Source organism: bacterium, from assembly GCA_024228115.1.
In the GTDB taxonomy this organism is placed as follows: Bacteria; Myxococcota_A; UBA9160; order UBA9160; family UBA6930.
Genome location: JAAETT010000153.1, coordinates 1 through 16,342, shown reverse-complemented (window position 1 = coordinate 16,342; position 16,342 = coordinate 1). Strand labels below are relative to the sequence as shown.

General features: G+C 66.1%; 17 protein-coding genes. 8 read left to right on the top strand and 9 right to left on the bottom strand.

Going from position 1 to position 16,342, the window contains the following annotated elements; genetic code table 11:
* Positions 1–22 precede the first annotated feature (22 nt).
* The 4 genes from GY937_07655 (at position 23) to GY937_07640 (ending at position 3,395) form a co-directional block, all read left to right on the top strand.
* Positions 23–898 carry a serine acetyltransferase gene (locus GY937_07655; protein ID MCP5056591.1) on the top strand — a complete coding sequence of 292 codons (876 nt, stop codon included), beginning with the start codon at positions 23–25 and terminating at the stop codon, positions 896–898.
* On the top strand, positions 886–1,833 hold the full coding sequence (locus GY937_07650; GenBank protein MCP5056590.1) for a DUF1080 domain-containing protein: 948 nt from the start codon (positions 886–888) through the stop codon (positions 1,831–1,833). Before GY937_07655 ends, GY937_07650 begins: the two co-directional genes overlap by 13 nt.
* 4 nt (positions 1,834–1,837) lie before the next feature.
* Positions 1,838–2,287, top strand: coding sequence for a hypothetical protein (locus GY937_07645; protein ID MCP5056589.1), 450 nt, complete (start codon positions 1,838–1,840; stop codon positions 2,285–2,287).
* Between the two features lie 553 nt (positions 2,288–2,840).
* Positions 2,841–3,395 carry a cob(I)yrinic acid a,c-diamide adenosyltransferase gene (locus tag GY937_07640; GenBank protein MCP5056588.1) on the top strand — a complete coding sequence of 185 codons (555 nt, stop codon included), beginning with the start codon at positions 2,841–2,843 and terminating at the stop codon, positions 3,393–3,395.
* A 113-nt stretch (positions 3,396–3,508) separates the two neighbouring features.
* Here the strand turns inward: GY937_07640 and meaB are convergent, their stop codons facing one another.
* A complete protein-coding gene (gene meaB / locus GY937_07635; protein ID MCP5056587.1) occupies positions 3,509–4,510 on the bottom strand; it encodes a methylmalonyl Co-A mutase-associated GTPase MeaB in 1,002 nt (333 codons plus the stop codon).
* Positions 4,479–6,467, bottom strand: coding sequence for a protein meaA (locus GY937_07630; protein ID MCP5056586.1), 1,989 nt, complete (start codon positions 6,465–6,467; stop codon positions 4,479–4,481). The genes meaB and GY937_07630 overlap by 32 nt, the downstream gene beginning before the upstream one ends.
* Positions 6,468–6,572: 105 nt before the next feature.
* On the opposite strand from GY937_07630, the gene GY937_07625 reads away from it, so the two are divergent.
* Both GY937_07625 and nadA read left to right on the top strand, forming a co-directional pair.
* Positions 6,573–7,472: a hypothetical protein gene (locus tag GY937_07625; GenBank protein ID MCP5056585.1), complete on the top strand. Its 900-nt coding sequence runs from the start codon at positions 6,573–6,575 to the stop codon at positions 7,470–7,472.
* A gap of 68 nt (positions 7,473–7,540) precedes the next feature.
* On the top strand, positions 7,541–8,503 hold the full coding sequence (nadA, locus tag GY937_07620) for a quinolinate synthase NadA (protein MCP5056584.1): 963 nt from the start codon (positions 7,541–7,543) through the stop codon (positions 8,501–8,503).
* A gap of 322 nt (positions 8,504–8,825) precedes the next feature.
* Here the strand turns inward: nadA and GY937_07615 are convergent, their stop codons facing one another.
* Genes GY937_07615 through GY937_07600 form a run of 4 tightly spaced genes read right to left on the bottom strand, consistent with a single transcriptional unit; the run spans position 8,826 to position 11,805 of the window.
* A complete protein-coding gene (locus GY937_07615) occupies positions 8,826–9,542 on the bottom strand; it encodes a matrixin family metalloprotease (protein ID MCP5056583.1) in 717 nt (238 codons plus the stop codon).
* A complete protein-coding gene (locus GY937_07610; GenBank protein ID MCP5056582.1) occupies positions 9,467–9,691 on the bottom strand; it encodes a hypothetical protein in 225 nt (74 codons plus the stop codon). Before GY937_07610 ends, GY937_07615 begins: the two co-directional genes overlap by 76 nt.
* Complete coding sequence (locus GY937_07605; protein ID MCP5056581.1) at positions 9,691–10,599, bottom strand: succinate--CoA ligase subunit alpha; 909 nt, start codon at positions 10,597–10,599, stop codon at positions 9,691–9,693. The genes GY937_07610 and GY937_07605 overlap by 1 nt, the downstream gene beginning before the upstream one ends.
* A 9-nt stretch (positions 10,600–10,608) precedes the next feature.
* Entirely contained in the window at positions 10,609–11,805 is a 1,197-nt protein-coding gene (locus GY937_07600) for a hypothetical protein (GenBank protein ID MCP5056580.1), read from the bottom strand.
* Between the two features lie 187 nt (positions 11,806–11,992).
* Here GY937_07600 and GY937_07595 point away from each other — a divergent pair, with 187 nt between their 5' ends.
* Both GY937_07595 and GY937_07590 read left to right on the top strand, forming a co-directional pair.
* On the top strand, positions 11,993–13,159 hold the full coding sequence (locus tag GY937_07595; GenBank protein ID MCP5056579.1) for a zinc-binding dehydrogenase: 1,167 nt from the start codon (positions 11,993–11,995) through the stop codon (positions 13,157–13,159).
* Positions 13,160–13,233: 74 nt separating this feature from the next.
* Positions 13,234–14,055, top strand: coding sequence for a hypothetical protein (locus GY937_07590; protein ID MCP5056578.1), 822 nt, complete (start codon positions 13,234–13,236; stop codon positions 14,053–14,055).
* An 18-nt stretch (positions 14,056–14,073) separates the two neighbouring features.
* Here the strand turns inward: GY937_07590 and GY937_07585 are convergent, their stop codons facing one another.
* The 3 genes from GY937_07585 to GY937_07575 all read right to left on the bottom strand — a co-directional run bounded on the left by GY937_07585 (position 14,074) and on the right by GY937_07575 (position 16,178).
* Positions 14,074–14,217, bottom strand: coding sequence for a hypothetical protein (locus GY937_07585; protein MCP5056577.1), 144 nt, complete (start codon positions 14,215–14,217; stop codon positions 14,074–14,076).
* Positions 14,218–14,245: 28 nt separating this feature from the next.
* Positions 14,246–15,481: a cytochrome P450 gene (locus tag GY937_07580; protein ID MCP5056576.1), complete on the bottom strand. Its 1,236-nt coding sequence runs from the start codon at positions 15,479–15,481 to the stop codon at positions 14,246–14,248.
* 163 nt (positions 15,482–15,644) lie between these two features.
* A complete protein-coding gene (locus GY937_07575) occupies positions 15,645–16,178 on the bottom strand; it encodes a hypothetical protein (GenBank protein ID MCP5056575.1) in 534 nt (177 codons plus the stop codon).
* Positions 16,179–16,342 lie beyond the last annotated feature (164 nt).

Sequence of the window (16,342 nt, the reverse complement as noted above, 5' to 3'; positions counted from 1 at the left end):
GGCGTCCTTCCGCAGGGGATTCATGAGTTCGAAGTCGCTCCAAGAGGTGTGCGCAGCCACGGCTGCAAGCCTATCGACTCCGCGCGGCGACGCGCTCGCGAAGGCCGACGAAGAAGGGTATCCGGACTGGACCCGGTCCGTCGCGTGGGTAGAGCGTTTGAAGAACGTGATCCTCCACGAGCGGAACGAATACGCTCTATCCAGCGAGATTCCGGACCTGGCGAGTGGACTCGCGGCGCTCCTCGCCGACGTGCGTCGTGAAGAGGGCTTCGATCCGGGTGCGGCGGTTTCCGGATTCATCTCCCGTCTTCCCCAGGTGCGCGCCCAGCTGGCCGAGGATATCGAGGCGGCGTTCGAGGGCGATCCGGCCGCACGCAGCTTCGGCGAGATCATCGTTTCCTATCCGTCGATTCATGCGATCACGATCTACCGGCTGGCTCATGTCCTCGTCGGGTTGGGGGTGCCCCAACTCCCGCGAATCATGTCCGAACACGCCCACGCGCGCACGGGCATCGATATCCACCCGGGCGCGACGATCGGGCGGCGCCTGTTCATCGATCATGGAACGGGCGTGGTGATCGGTGAGAGCAGTCAGATCGGTGATGATGTGCGGCTCTATCACGGAGTTACGTTAGGCGCATTTTCTCCGCGCCGCGGTCAGACGCTCCGGGGGACGAAGCGCCATCCGACGATCGGCGACAACGTGACGATCTATCCCGGTGCAACCATCCTGGGCGGCGAGACCGTGATCGGGAGCGGTAGTGTCGTGAACGGCAACGCCTACGTGACTGAATCCGTGCCGCCGAACTCCCGGGTCATCCCGGAAGCGCCGCGCCAGGAGGTGCGCCAGCGGGCTGGCGCCGAGACGAAACCGGAGCAAATGCATTGGGATATCTGACTCGTGTCCTACTGATCGGGCTGGTTGGCTTCACGCTGGGTTGTTCCCATCAAGCCGCCCTCGAACCGGAAGAGGCCGGCACCGATTTCCCGGTGCAGGGGGAGTACAGCTCGCGGGATCCGGCCCTCGGTGCCCAGGTCGTGGCGCGGGGCGGTGGCACGTTCGATCTCGTGCTCCACGACGGCGGCCTGCCGGGCGCAGGCGCCGACCTTGCGAGCCGCCAGGTTTTCGAAGGCGCGTGGAAGGGTTCGTCCGTCCTCTTTTCTGGGCCTTGGCAGCTTCGCATCGAGGCAGGCCTGCTGCATGGAGTTCGTCCGGGCGGTGACGCCTTCACGCTGCCGAAGACCGAACGCGAAAGCCCGACCCTCGGTGCTGCGCCTCCTGAGGGCGCGGTCGTCCTGTTCGATGGGAAGGGCCCGGGTGGGTTCGACGGTGAGGTCGACGAGCGGGGCCAGCTCGAGGCAGGTGCCGAGAGCCGCGAAGCCTTCGGTAGCTTCGATCTCCACCTGGAGTTCCGTACACCCTTCATGCCGACTGCCAGTGGCCAGGGACGCGGCAACAGCGGTGTCTACCTGCAGAATCGCTACGAGATCCAGGTGCTCGATTCCTTCGGCGAGACCGGCGAATGGAACGAGTGCGGAGGCATCTACGAGGTTGCCAAACCGGATGTGAACATGGCCTTGCCGCCACTCGCCTGGCAGACCTACGACATCGCCTTTCGCGCCGCTCGCTTCGACGAAGGCGGCGCCAAGCTGGCAGCGGCGCGGGTCACGGTCCGCCACAACGGAGTCGTGATTCACTACGACCTGGAGCTGCCCGGCCCGACCGGGCTAGGGGACGACGAGAGCGCCGCACCGGGTCCGCTCTACCTCCAGGACCATTGGGACCCGGTTTTCTACCGGAACGTCTGGCTGGTTCCCCGCCCGCTACTCTAAGCGCATGAGAAGAGCAGCCCTCCTCGCCGGTCTTGCAGCCCTCCTATTGGCGGCTCCCGCCTTCGCCGAAGAAGGCTGGGGCTACGAGCTGGCCGGGAAACTGATGAGCCCCTACTGCCCGGGACGAGCTCTTCCGGAGTGCCCGAGCCCAAAGGCCGCAGAACTCCGAAGCTGGATCCTCGACCAGGAGAAGGCCGGCCGCAGCCGCGCGGAAGTGGAGGCCCAGCTCTACTCCCGCTTCGGCGAGGAACTCCGGCAGGCGCCGAAGGCGGAAGGGGTTGGCCTGGTCTCCTACGTGGTTCCGATCGTCTTGTTCGCGGCAGGTGGCTTGCTCGTAGCGGTCTTCCTGAGGCGCTCTCGCTCCCCCGCGCTCCAACCGGCCACCGCCGCACCGTCCCCCCAGGTGCACGACGAACAACTCGAACGGATGCTCGACGAAGAGCTCCGCGACTAGCCCCTCTTTTCACCCTCGCACATCGTTTGCTCCGCGCATCGGGACTCCGCTTTGCTTCTCGTTGCGGATCGCGGGGCGGGGGGCGGCCATCGCGGAATGGCTCGGCCGGGGCCTGGGAGGCCGCTTACGACATCGACGCGGGTTTGCTTGCGCGGCTTCGCCGCTAGCGAACTTGCGCACGCTCACCGAGGGAGATGCCTGCGCTTTATTTCCGCGCTGACCGCCCCCCGCCCCGCGATCGGCCGTGCTGGCAACCGGGGCCGCTTCGCCGGGGCTGGGCGCAGGCCGGGCGGAAATAAAGCGCAGGCATAGACTCCGCTCAGCGTGCGCGTAGGTTGCCCCGCGGCGAAGCCGCGAAGGGCAACACTCTGTTCAGCTCTCTACGCGGCCACCCGATCGCCGGCCGAGCAATTCCGCCCGGCCTGGGCCCAGCCCCGGCGACTCGACGTCACGCAAGAGACGAGGGAAGGGGAGGTATGGAGCCGGTCGACGAGGTGTTGGGGACTCGGGCTATTCGAGATGTGGGCGTCTGTGGGTCGGTATACTTCGGGTTGTGAAGATCTATACGAAGCGTGGCGATCGCGGTGAGACGGATCTGTTGGGTGGGGAGCGGGTTGGCAAGGACCACCAGCGTGTCGAGGCGTATGGTGCGGTGGATGAGCTCAATTCCGTCCTTGGAATGGCTGCTGCGGCCTCGTCGCAGGAGGACATTGGCGAACTGGTTCAGGGCCTCCAGAGCACGCTATTCGATCTAGGCGCCTACCTTGCTTCGCCGGACGCGGAGCGGAGGGCGAAGAGTCGCGTTCCCGAGCCTCGGGCTGAGGATGTCGAAGTCCTGGAGAAGCAGATCGATGCGTTCGAGTCCGAACTCGAACCCTTGCGTCGGTTCATTCTTCCCGGTGGGACGGCGGCTGCGGCGGCCTTCCACCTGGCGCGAACCGTGTGCCGAAGGGCGGAGCGCCGCGCTGTCAGCCTCGATCGGGCTGACGCGCTCGATCCGCTGGCGCTGCGTTTCCTGAATCGGCTATCCGATCTGCTCTTCGTGCTCGCCCGGGTCGAGAACCATCGGGCCGGAGTTCCCGACGTGGATTGGGAAGGACGGAGCTAGCGCTCCGATGATTCGCACGGGCGCCTCGAAGCGCGCCCGCATGCGGCTGCCGAGCCAGAAGGCGAGGACCAGCTCGAGGGCCAGCAGGATCAGCAGCCAACGGCCAAATCGCTTCACAGGTCGCTCCCTCCGCCGCGCAGTGCAGCTTCGATCTCCAGGCCGAGGACGGCGGCCAACGCGAAGCCCGAGCGATCCTGCGCCTCGGCCAGGCGCGCTTCCAGCTTCGCATGGCCTCCCCAGGCCGCCAGGCCATGGCTGCCGTAGCGCCTTTCGAGGCTCACGCGAACGCTTGCGTCTCGGCCGCGCCGCCGGCGCTCCTGGAGCCCGTTCGGTCCAAGGCTCTCCACGTGGTCGTCGAGGGCGCTCTCGAATTCGTCCAGGCCCGTGCCCTCCTGGGCGGAGACGAGCACCACCGGCGGCACCCATTCCGTCGTGCGCTCTCCCAATCCGGCTCCTGCCATCAGTTCATTGGCCGTGCGCTCGGCCACGGGACCGAGATCGGCTTTGTTGACGGCCACGACATCGGGTAGCTCGAGGATGCCGGCCTTCATGCATTGCAGGAGATCCCCGGCGCCGGGCTGCGCAACGTAGACGAGCGTATCGACCAGGTCGACGACCTCACCTTCGCTTTGTCCTACGCCGACGGTTTCGACCAGTACGACATCGAAAGCGGCCGCCACGATCGTCACGCTCGCGCGCGCCGCCTCGGCCAGCCCGCCGAGCTGATCTCGTGCCGCCAACGAACGGATGAACACCCCCGGATCCGCCGATCCGGAACGCACGCGCATGCGATCGCCTAGCAAGGCGCCGCCCGTGCGCTGGCTGGATGGGTCGACGGCGATCACGCCCACCGTCTGGCCGCGGCTGCGCAAGCGTTGCACCAGGGCACCGAGCAGGGTCGATTTTCCTGCTCCAGGCGCTCCCGTCAGCCCGATGCGCCGCGCGCCGCCGAAGAGGACCGTCTCCTCCAGGCCGGCCAGGAGCGCGGTCGCTTCCTGCCGTGCTTCGGGCCGGCGGTCGTCGACCAGGTTGAGCGCCGGGGCTACCGCAGCGCGCTCGCGTGCGAGCAGCCGCTCTCCCAGGTCAGCCAATGCCTGCGCTCGCCTCCACGACATCGACGACCTCGCCCATGATCCGGGTGAGGTCGAAATCCTTGGGCGTGTAGACGCGCTGGACACCCGCTTCGCGCAGGCTTTCCGCATCTTCCTCGGGGATGATGCCGCCCACGACGACCGGGAGGCTGAGCCCCTCGTCTTTCAGGCCCGCGAGTACGTCCAGCACAAGGATCAGATGGGAACCCGAGAGGATCGAGAGCCCGATCACGTGCACGCCCTCGTCCCGGGCAGACTGCACGATCTCCGCCGGGGTCAGACGGATCCCGTCGTAGACGACCTCCATGCCGACGTCCCGGGCCTTGACGGCAATCTGCTCGGCGCCGTTGCTGTGTCCGTCCAGGCCGGGTTTGCCCACCAGGATCTTGAGAGGCCGGCCGAGGCGCTCCCCGCATGCATGCACGCGCTCCCGCACCCTCTGGTTGGCATCGTCCGTCACCTGGGACTCCCTTGCCACGACGCCGGTCGGGGCGCGGTACTCGCCGAAGAGTTCCCGCAAGGTGTCGGCCCACTCACCACCGGTCACGCCCGCATGGGCGGCGCGGATCGAGGGCGGCATGACGTTCTCGCCATTGGACAGGGCGTCGCGCAGGCCTTGGAGCGCCGTCTTTGCATCCGCAGCGTTGCGTTTCGCCCGGAAGGCATTCAGCCGTTCGATCTGCTCGCGCTCGGCGGCATCATCCACCTTGAGGATCGAAGCGTCGTCGTCGTCCACCAGCGGCGACGGCTCGGTCTCCGTGTAGGAGTTCACGCCGATGATCGGAAGCTCACCGCTTTCGATCGCACGCAGCCGCGCGGTATGGGATTCCACGAGCCGCTGCTTCATGTAGGCGTTCTCGACCGCGGCTACGGCACCGCCCATGGCCAAGACCCGTTCGAGTTCTTCCTGGGCCGCCTTCTTGAGCTCTTCGACCTTGGCTTCCACCACATGAGAGCCGTCCAGGAGATCCGGGTATTCGAGCAGATCCGTCTCGTAGGCCAGGATCTGCTGGATACGAAGCGACCACTGCTGGTCCCAGGGCCTTGGCAGGCCCAGGGCCTCGTTCCAGGCCGGTAGCTGGAGAGCCCGGCAGCGGGCCTTCTTCGAGAAGGTGACGCCAAGGGCCTCGAGCACGATGCGGATGACGTTGTTCTCGGGCTGGGCTTCCGTCAGGCCGAGGCTGTTCACCTGCACGCCGTAGCGGAAGCGTCGCAGCTTCGGATCCCCGACCCCGTAGCGATCCCGGCCGAGCTCATCCCATAGCTCGGTCATCGCGCGGCCCTTGCAGATCTCTTCCACGAACCGGATGCCCGCGTTCAGGAAGAACGAGATCCGTGCGAACACCTCCGGAAGCACATCGTCCGGAACGTCGTCGCGTGCCTTCACCGCATCGAGCACCGCGATGGCGTTGGCCATGGCGTACGCGATCTCCTGTACCGGAGTCGCTCCGGCCTCCTGCAGGTGATACGAGCAGATATTGACCGGGTTCCACTTCGGAATGGCGTTCACGGTGTGGGCCACCATGTCGCTGATCAGGCGCATCGAGGGCTCCGGCGGGAACACGTAGGTGCCGCGGGAGAGGTATTCCTTGATCAGGTCATTCTGGGTGGTGCCGCGCAGTTGATTCGCGGCCACACCTTGCCGCTCGGCGGTGGCGACGTACAGCGCCAGCAGCCAGGCCGCCGTGGCGTTGATCGTCATCGAGGTGTTCATCTGGTCGAGCGGGATCTCCCGAAACAACACCTCCATGTCGTCGATGTGCCCGACCGGCACCCCGACCTTACCGACCTCGCCTCGGGCCAGGGGATGATCCGAGTCGTAGCCGGTCTGGGTCGGCAGATCGAAGGCGACCGACAAGCCCGTCTGCCCCTTCGCGAGGTTCGAGCGGTAGAGCGCATTGCTGGCTTCGGCCGAGGAATGGCCGGAGTAGGTGCGGAAGACCCAGGGGCGGTCTCGCTCCGGACGGGCGGGGTCGTTCATCGGGGCTCCGGGCGGAAGTGACCGAAAAGGCTAAAGAATCACGCGCGCGGGCGCCAACGTGGGCAATCCCGCGAAACCCGCCCTGGCCTTTGTCATCCTGTAGGAATGCTCGACGCCCTCGACCACGTCATCGTTGCCGTAGAAGATCTCACCGCGGCCACACGGAACTACGCCCGGCTCCTGGGCCGCAGCCCCTCCTGGCGCGGCGAGCATCCCGCGATGGGCACGGCGAACACGCTGTTCCGGGTGTCGAACATGTACCTGGAGCTTCTTTCCCCCGAGGGGGAGGGGAACGTTGCGGACATGTTGCGGGGTCGGATGGCGGAGCACGGAGAGGGCCCGGCCGGGCTGGCGTTTCGTACGCCGGATGCCGCGGCCTGCCATGAGGCCTGGACGAAGGCCGGTCTCCATCCTCCCGAGCCCTCGCCCGGACTCGGGCGCGACATCGAATCCGGCGCCTTCCGGGAGTGGACGAATGTGTTCCTTCCCCCGGCGGACACGCGGGGCCTGCTGCTGTTCGCCATCGAGCATCGGACGCTGGAGGAGACGTTGCCCGAGGCGCCGCTCATGGCCGAGGCGTCGGCCTGCATCGGGGGGCTGGATCACGTCGTGGTCCAGACGCGCGCCCCGGAGGCCGGGATTCGTCTCTACGGCGAGCAACTCGGTCTTCGCTTGGGCCTCGACCGGGAGTTTCCGAAGTGGGGCTCGCGGCTGATCTTCTTCCGCGTCGGTGGCGTGACGGTAGAGCTCGCCGCCCAGCTCGGGGAAGAGGGCGACTCGGCGGCCACGCCCGACGAGGATCGGCTCTGGGGGCTCTCGTGGCGGGTGAGCGACGCGGATGCAGCCCAGGCGCGCATGGCGGAGGCCGGCCTCGATGTTTCGGAGGTGCGCGACGGGCGCAAGCCAGGAACGAAGGTCTTCAGCGTGCGCGGGCCCACCAACGGTGTGCCCACCCTCGTGAAACAGCCCTTGTCTCGGGAAGAGTCCACCCTTTCCGACGCTTGACGAATGCGCTCCCGGAGCCGAGCTTTTCTCCATTGGCGGATGTGCGCCCCGGAGGACACCGCGTGAGCATGATCCCTGAGCGTGGCGAAGACTTCCCCGACGATCTCGAGGCCGGAATCCTTGAGCTGAAGGAACGGCAGAACGCTGTCGTGCTCGCCCACTACTACCAGGAATCCGAGATCCAGGATCTCGCTGATTTCGTCGGAGATTCCCTGGCCCTGGCCCAGGCTGCGGCAAGCGTGGACAAGGACGTGATCGTTTTCTGCGGCGTCAATTTCATGGCAGAGACGGCGAAGATCCTGAACCCGGATCGCAAGGTCGTTGTGCCTGATCTCGATGCCGGCTGTTCCCTTGCGGACGGTTGCCCGGCGCCTGAGTTCCGCAAGTTCATCGACGAGCATCCGGGCGCCAAGGTGCTCTCCTACATCAACTGCTCCGCCGACGTGAAGGCGATGAGCGATCTGATCTGCACCTCATCGAATGCCGTGAAGATGGCCCGAGAGTTCGAGGGCCAGCCCTTGATCGTCGCACCGGATCGGCATCTGGCCCGTTGGATCGGTCAGCAAGCGAATCGAGATGACCTGATCATCTGGCAGGGCGCATGCATCGTGCACGAGCAGTTCAGCGCGAAGGAGCTGACGAAGCTCCGGGTGCGACACCCGGAAGCCGAGGTGCTCGCCCATCCGGAGTGCGACGCGTCGGTGCTCGATCAGGCGGATTTCATCGCGTCGACATCGGGCATCATCCAGCGTTCCGTGGAAGGGCCAGCGGACACCTTGATCATCGCGACAGAGGACGGTGTCTTCCACGAGATCGAGAAGAAGCTCGAAGCCCTCGGGAAGAAGAAGACGCTGATCCAGGCACCGGGCATGGACGAAAGCTGCGCCTGCAACCGCTGCCCCTACATGCGCCTCAACACCCTCGAGAAGCTCTACCTCTGCCTGCGCGACCTGAAGCCCGAGATCACCATCCCCGAGGATCTTCGCCTCGAGGCCCTCGCGCCGATCGAGCGCATGCTGGAACTCTCCTAGCCGGGGACGGGGGGCCGCTTCGCTTCTCGTGTCGGATCGCGGGGCGGGGGGCGGCCATCGCGGAATGGCTCGGCCGGGGCCCGGGAGGCCGCGTTCGAGTTGGAGGCAGGTTCGCTTACGCGGCTTCGCCGCTAGCGAACGAGCGCACGCTCACGGGGGGAGATGCCTGCGCTTTATTTCCGCGCTGACCGCCCCCCGCCCCGCGATCGGTCGTGCTGGTAGCTGGAGCCCTGTTCCCTGCTCGGCGATTCTCCCTTGCGGAAGAGAAGGCGGAGGGGCTCGAGAGCTCCTGAAGGAGGGGAGGCGTCTTGGGGGTCGGGAGTTAGTCGGCCTGTCTTGCTCCGGCGATGTGGTGGCCGTTGGGCCGCTTGTAGAGGAGTCGCAGGGTCTCGCGATCCCGCGCCGATAGGCGTTCGTCCCGACCGCCCACGATCCTGGGATACATGATGTCGGCCTTGTCCGGGCTGTGGCCTGCCAGGCCGAGGGCGTGTCCCATTTCGTGGAGGACGGTCTCGTAGAGGAGCCCGAGGGAGGGTTCGCTGCCGTCCCCTCGCCGTGCCGTCACCAAGATGTGGGCGATGCCGAAGCGCTGGGCGAAGACGTCGATGTCGGATGCCGCGTACGCGATGTACCAGCGGTCCCCGCCGAGACTCTTGCGCTCCCAGACGATCGGGATGTCGGCATCGCCCGCGTTGTCGACGAAGACGAAGCTCGGAATGCCTGGCGCCGCAACATCCGTCCAATCCGTGACGCCATCGCGCACGCTATCCCAGACGGCCTCCGGATCGTCGACGAAATCGTCGGGCGGTTTCGGAAGGTGGATCTTCAGCGGCATCTTGTGTTTCTGCCAGCGCAGGGTCACGTACTCGTGGCCCGGCAGCTCGACTGCGACATAACGAATATAGTTGTCGCGCTTCGCCCGGGTCCCGCCCGATGCGCAGCCGAAGAGCAGGAGCGCGGCGATCAGGACTCGTAGAGCTTGATGACCTCGACGCTGCCCCTGGGGGCTGCGTCGATGCAGAGATCGCAGAGCACGCATTCGTCCAGGTTCTCCTCGACGACACGAAGGCTCCCGTCGTCGTTCTGGGCGAAGATGTCGACGGCGCATACTTCGACGAGCTTCTTTGCCGTTTCTGCGTTCTTGGCGACCTCGTCGGCCACTTTGACGTCGATGAAGAGTCCGGGCATCAGTTGGCCTCCGCCATGCGCTTGCGCAGGAGATCGGGAATTTCTTCGATGCGTTCGGCGACCGAGATGCCGGCCGCTTCCATCCGCTCGATCTTCTCGCTGGTCGTGTCTTCCTTGCCTTCGACGATCGTGCCGGCGTGGCCGAAGCGCATGCCCTTCATCTCATCCATGAAACGGCCCGCCATGAAGGCCACGATCGGTAGCCGGGAGTCGTTCACCTTGACCCACTCCGCGAGCTCCGCCTCCATGCGGCCGCCGGGCTCCGAGTAGATGGCGATGGCTTTCGTTTCGCTGTCGGCCTCGAAGTAGGGCATCAGCTCGGCGTAGGTGGTTCCGACGATCGCATCGCCGCCGATCGAGACGCAGGTGCTCTGGCCCAGGCCCGCGGCCGTGAGCGTGGAGGCAATCTCGGTCGTCATTCCGCCGGAGCGGGACATCACGCCGATTGGCCCCTTGGTATAGGCCTGCCGGGTATTGGCCGCGGGGCCACCCATGCCGCCCATCTTGGCCTCGTCCGGCGAGATGATGCCCAGGCAGTTCGGCCCGATGATGCGGGCGCCACGCAGCTCTGCGAGCTCGACCATCTGGGCGACCTGGCCGCGGGGGATGTTCTCCGTCACGACGACGATCAGCTTGATGCCGTTCTCGAGGGCCTCGAAAACCGCGTCGCGGGTGAAGCGCGGCGGCACGGAGACGATCGAGCCGTCCGGCGTGCCATGAGCCTCGGCGATCTGCTTGACCGAGTCGTAGACCGGTACGCCGTAGACATCGCGCCCGCGCCGGCCCGGCGTGACGCCGCCGACGATCTTTGCGCCGTAGTCCAGGTTCTCACGGGTGAGGTTCACCGCCTCGCGGCCGGTGATGCCCTGGATGATGAACGTGGTGTCTTTCGTGATGAAGATCGACATTGCGGCCTCCTACAGCTTTGCCACGGCGCGTCCGGCCGCTTCGTACATGGAGACGGACCGATCGCAGTACTCGACGCCGTACTTCTCGAGGATCTTGAAGCCCTCATCCTCCCAGGCACCCGGGATCCGGAAGATCGTGATCACCTTCGACGGATCCTTGCCGGCTTCGAGGCAACCCTTGATGACGCCGCGAGCCACGATATCGACCCGCGTATTCGAGACGACGTTCATCATCACGGCGATCTTCTCGACGCCGGGTTTGCCCAGAATCAGCTTCGTCAGATTGCAGGCCTTGCCCACGCTGGGGTTGCCACCGATCTCGCAGTAGTTGGCGGGCTTGCCTCCGTGCTTGCGCACCGCATCGAAGAGCGTGAGCGAGCCGCCGCCGGCACCGATGATCAGGCCCAGGTTGCCGTCGAATTCGACCACGTTGCCCGCAACGCCGCGGTGATCGACGGCATTCAGGCGGGCGCCCTCCAGCTCGAACTCCGTCGGCGGGCGGGCCAGGCGGGTCTCGTCCTCGCCAATGCCGAGCTCGACCAGCAGCTTCTTGTGCTCGCCGCGCGCCTCGGCTTCCAGATCGACGTGGCCATCGAGGACGATGAAGCTGCCGTCTTCGAGCTTCGCCACTGGGTTGATCTCGGCCAGCGTGAGATCGTATTGGAGGAAGACCTGCATCAGCTTGTAGACGATCGGGACCAGCCGATTGAGATCGCCCCCCGAAACGCCCACCGAGGAGATGGCCTCCTTCGCGATGCGTTCGGAGATCGGAAGGATGGTCGAGAAGTGGGTGCGTGAGAGATGCTCCGGATGGGTCTCGGCAACCTCTTCGATATCGATGCCGCCCATATCGCTGAACAGCAGCACGGGCAGCTTGCGCCGGCCATCCCAGGTGACCGAGACGAAGTATTCGTGGGCGACCGGGCTCTTCGCCTCGATCAGCACCGAGCGGGCCTTCTCGCCGCCGACCTCGATCGGCAGCACGAAGTCATACTTCTCGGCGGCTTCGTCCGGGGTATCGGCGAATTGCACGGCTCCGGCCTTCATACGGCCACCGGAGAGCACCTGGCTCTTGATGACGACCGGCCCGCCGATGGCCTCGGCGGCGGCGCGGGCTTCGGCGTTGGAATTCACCACATGGCCTTCGCCGAGGGGCATTCCGTGCCTGCGAAAGAGCGCCTTGGACTCGTACTCGTAGAAGCGCATGTCTGTTCTCTCCAGGGGGCCGCGCGGCAGTGCGCTGGGCCCGGGGGAAGCCGGCTGGGCAGCGTACCACCGGGTCCACCCTCTTCAAGGGGCACTCGGATCCCGGCTGCGGGCTCGGGCCCGGCTGGAGCGAGCCGAGGTGTCAGTGTTACCCTCCGCCACCTCGCGAATTCAGGAGCCCCCACCCATGTCGACCGTTCCCGCCTACTCGATCAGCACCGAGTCCATCGCCAAGGAGCAGGCCCGCGCCGGCTCCGATCTCACGGAGTTCGACGTCTCGAACGTCCTCGGCCTCGACGAGCTCGAGCTTCGCCAGGTCGGCCCGAACGATGTGCGGATGAAGATCCTGGCGGTTTCGGCCGAGCACAACATCGACCACGCCACCACCGCCGATACGATCAACATTGCCGATCAGCGGGGCGGCAAGATCTACCCGGGCAACAGCGCTACGGGCGAGGTCCTGGAAGTCGGCGCCAACGTGACGAAGTTCACGCCTGGCGACATCGTGATCACCCACTGCAATGGGGGGCCGGACGAGTACGGTTTCCCGACCCGCATCTGGGCCTACGATGCCGAAGATTCGATCGGCTGGTACTCCAAGGAATCCGTGGTCGGAGATTGGCAGCTGATCAAGGCGCCGCTCGATTGCGGGCTGAACCTCTGGGAGATCGCGGCGCTGCCGCTCCGTGCCCCCACGGCGTATCACCTCTGGCGGCGAGGCATCGGCATCTATCGCTTGAAGGTTCCCACCGAGCGCCGGGCGAGGGTGAACGTGCTGGGCTTCGGCGGCGGCGTCTCCGAACTCTTCTTGATGCTGGCCAAGGCCGAGGGGCATCGCGCGTTCTTCTGTTCCGGAAGTCCGGAGCGCCGGGCTGCCTTGGAGAAGCACGGTATCGAAGGCATCGATCAGGCGGCATTCAACCGCTTCGCCGGCCGGGACGACGTGCGCGCCTTCAGCAAGGAATGCCGCAAGCGCACCGATGGTGATTCGATGCACATCGTTTGCGACATGCTGCGCGGGCCGGTCTTCGCCGCGGGCCTCGCGTGTACCGCACGTCAGGCGGTGAACGTGAGTGCCGGCTGGCAGCTCTCCCAGAAGGTCGAGTACAACTCGACGCTGATGTCGGTCAAGCAGGTGACGATCGACCATACGCATTATGAGACGCCCGACGGCTGTGCCGCCGCGACCGAGCTGTATGGCAGCGTGTTCAAGCCGACGCTGCACAAGGAAATCTACGGTTGGGCGGATCTGCCGCGCGCCCACCAGGAGATGCACCTGAACACGCAGACGGGCATTCCGATCGTGCGCATCGCGGACGAGATGCCCGAAGCCGTGAAGGATCTCATTCCCTGAGTTCTCGCGGCCGCCGCATCGGGCGGTGGATCGGGTTCATCAGCCTGGGCCTCCTCGCGCTCGTCGTGCTTGGGGTGGCACGCTTCGCGCCGCTCTTCGACGGCCGCGCTGCGCTCTCGATCGACCGGACCTCGCAGGCGCCCGGCGCCCGCTCTCCCGCTGGGCGGCTGGTGGTGCTCGTTTCCATCGATGGCCTGGCACCGCGGTTCCTGGCGGCCGTGCCGACACCCGCATTGGATCGGCTTGGAAAAGAGGGGATGCGTGTCGACGGTGTCCTCACGGTGGTGCCGTCGATCACCATGACTTCCCACGCGACCATGCTTTCCGGACTTCCACCCGAAGAGCACGGCGTCTACTTCAACCGCTATCAGCCGTGGCGGGATCTGCGCTTCCCCACGATCTATTCCGCCTGCTTCGAAGCGAAGCTCCGCTGTGGGCTGTTCGCCGGCAAGCGGAAGTTCGCCCACTTCGCCGAACACGAGCCGGGAGCCGAGCGGTACCAGTTCGGCGAGAACGCGGAGGAGGTGCTCCGCCAGGCCCTCCACTACGCCGAGCAACGAGATCCCGACTTCCTGTTCGTGCACCTTGCCGAGGTCGATCGCACGGGCCACGAAGCGGGGTGGGGCAGCACCCACCAGATGCAGGCGATCGCCGAGATCGATGCTCGCCTCGGCGCGTTCACCGAGGCCCTGGCCGGGCTTCCACGCCCGCTGGCGATCCTGGTGACGGCTGATCACGGCGGAACCGAAACCTCGCATCATCAGGACACGCCTCTGAACCGCCAGATCCCGTGGATCTTGTGGGGCGATCGGGTGGGGATCGACCCTTCGTCGATCAAGACGACACTCGATACCCACGCAGTGGTCCGCAAGCTGCTGAACGAACCGGGAAGCTGAGGAGGCTCGAGCGAGTCGTCAGAGACCCTGCTCGCTGCCATCGGATCGGAGGAAGCGATCGGCGCCATCCTGGGCTGCCTCGGCCTCCCGGCTCGCGCGCCACGCCTGGCGTCCGCGAGTGGCAGCAAGCCCGATCAGCGCGAGTCCGACTAGCATCGCCACGCCGAGATCGACACTCAGCTCGGCGGGCTCAGCTCGCCATGCGACACCGCACCGGCAGGTGCTTCAGCCCCACGACGAAGCTGGCCTTGATCCACTCGGGCTCGCCGGCGAGCTCCCAGCCTTCGACCCGGCGTACCAGCTGGTTCAGGATGGCGGCCATCGATCGGCGTGCGAAGTGGGAGCCCATGCAGAAGTGCTCTCCGTGGCCGAAGGCGACGTGCGGGTTCGGCTTGCGCTCGATGTCGAAGGTGAAGGGGTCGTCGAAGAAATCCTCGTCCCGGTTGGCTGAGGCGTAGAACATGACCACGGCCTCGCCCTCCGGGATCTTCTGGCCGTTCACCTCCACGTCCCGGTTCGGGGTCCGCTTCATGTAGTTGACGGGGGAGGTCCAGCGCAGGATCTCCTCCACCGCCGAGGGCACGAGGGAGGGATCGCGTCGCAGCTTCTCGAACTGGTCCGGGTGCTCGACGAGCGCGCGCAGGCCGCCGGCCAGGGCGTTCTTCGTCGTGTCGTGGCCGGCGCTGAAGGCGATCAGGTAGTAGCCGAGCGTCTCCATCGGCCCCATCGGAGCGCCGTCGATCTGGCCGTTGGCCAGGACACTCGCCAGGTCGTCAGAGGGGTTCTGGCGGCGGTCCTCGATGATGGGAAGGAAGAGCTCCAGGAACTCCTTGCCGAGTTGGGCGAAGTCGTTGGGCTGGTTGCCGCCACCGAGTTCCTCGTCGTCAGCCGCGAACAGGCGGTTGGTGAGCTCGAGGACCTTCTCCTCCTGCTCGTGCGTGATGCCCAGGGCCGTGGAGAGCACGCGAAGCGGGTGCTTCGCGGCGATCGCGGTGACCAGATCCACCTCGTCTCCCGCCGTTTCGGCCAGCGCGCTGACGAGGCGATTCGCACTCTCCTCGACGATCGGGTCGATCCGCTTCAGTGCGCGAGGGGTGAGCGACGGGCTCGCTACCTTGCGCACCTTACGATGCTCCGGCGGGTCCATGTTGATCACGACGCGCATGCTGCTGAAGCCCGGCACGTCCGTCGCGGACCCGTCGACCGGAGCCAGCGTGATGCCAGGCTCGCTCAGGAAGATGTCGGGCTGCTTGGAAATGGAGGTGAGGTCAGCGTGCCTCACGATGGCCCAGAAGGGCTCGATGCGTTCGATCTCCCATCGCGATACCGGAGCGTTCCGGCGGAGCTCGGTGAAGAGCTCGTGGGGCGGGCCACCCCTGGCGTAGAGGGAAGGGTCCAGTAGTCGCAGTCCGTCGTTGCCAGGCACGGTTCCTCGCTTTCGGTGGGCAGGGTACCACGGGGTTCGCCCGCCGACAGCCGGTGGCGGCTGGTATCTACTTCCGGAGACCCCACCCCGGAGAGCCGACCCATGGCCCAGGGATTCATCGATCCCCTGTTGAAACACCTGTTCACCGCTCTTCGTCGCGGATTCATAGCGACTCGAGCCACTCCCGGAATCGCAGGCGATCGATCGCCGCGACGCTGCGTGCCAGCACCGTGCGCACGGTATCGTCGCGTTCGGTCAGCGACCCCAACCCGATCGAAACCACGGCGACCATCAACGTCTGGAACGACAGCGCGCGGTATTGGTCGCGCGCGTCGTCGCCGGAGAGTTCGACCCCGCGGCGGCCGAGTTCTGCGACGTAGTGATTGATGAGGGCGCTTTCGTGCGTGGCCAGCACCTCGGGTTCGAGCGAGTCGATGAGATGGTACTGGACATCGCGAATACCCTTGCACCACTGCGCACCCTGGAAGTCGATCATCCCCATGCGCGGGCCGTCGGGCGTGGTGTATTCGAAGCAGTTTGCGAGGTGGCTGTCTCCGTGGATGAGCGTGAGGGGTTCGCCATACCAGGCCTCGATTCGGACGAGTTCGGTGGCGTGTTGCGACCCGTCTTCCAGAAGGACGAATGGAAGCTGGTCCTGGCCGGAGGAGTCATCGGCACGATCATCGGAGCGCTGCAGGTGGTCTTCCTCTTCGGCGGGTTCTAGAACGGGTCTTCAGCGAGGCCTTCATTCCGGACGAGCCGCGGCTCAGCTCGTCGCGTCGCCCGTGAACACGGCCAGCTTCAGCACGTATTCGCCGATATGCAGACGGCCGTCTTCGCCGACTCCGCCGAGCGCCTTCT

Bases quoted from the DNA above. Each gene is read 5' to 3' on its own strand.
- GY937_07625 (MCP5056585.1), top strand. From the start codon at position 6,573: ATGCTCGACGCCCTCGACCACGTCATCGTTGCCGTAGAAGATCTCACC.
- GY937_07645 (MCP5056589.1), top strand. From the start codon at position 1,838: ATGAGAAGAGCAGCCCTCCTCGCCGGTCTTGCAGCCCTCCTATTGGCG.
- GY937_07655 (MCP5056591.1), top strand. From the start codon at position 23: ATGAGTTCGAAGTCGCTCCAAGAGGTGTGCGCAGCCACGGCTGCAAGC.
- nadA (MCP5056584.1), top strand. From the start codon at position 7,541: ATGATCCCTGAGCGTGGCGAAGACTTCCCCGACGATCTCGAGGCCGGA.
- meaB (MCP5056587.1), bottom strand. From the start codon at position 4,510: ATGTCGTGGAGGCGAGCGCAGGCATTGGCTGACCTGGGAGAGCGGCTG.
- GY937_07615 (MCP5056583.1), bottom strand. From the start codon at position 9,542: ATGCGTGCTCTGCGATCTCTGCATCGACGCAGCCCCCAGGGGCAGCGT.
- GY937_07600 (MCP5056580.1), bottom strand. From the start codon at position 11,805: ATGCGCTTCTACGAGTACGAGTCCAAGGCGCTCTTTCGCAGGCACGGA.
- GY937_07605 (MCP5056581.1), bottom strand. From the start codon at position 10,599: ATGTCGATCTTCATCACGAAAGACACCACGTTCATCATCCAGGGCATC.
- GY937_07630 (MCP5056586.1), bottom strand. From the start codon at position 6,467: ATGAACGACCCCGCCCGTCCGGAGCGAGACCGCCCCTGGGTCTTCCGC.
- GY937_07610 (MCP5056582.1), bottom strand. From the start codon at position 9,691: ATGCCCGGACTCTTCATCGACGTCAAAGTGGCCGACGAGGTCGCCAAG.
- GY937_07595 (MCP5056579.1), top strand. From the start codon at position 11,993: ATGTCGACCGTTCCCGCCTACTCGATCAGCACCGAGTCCATCGCCAAG.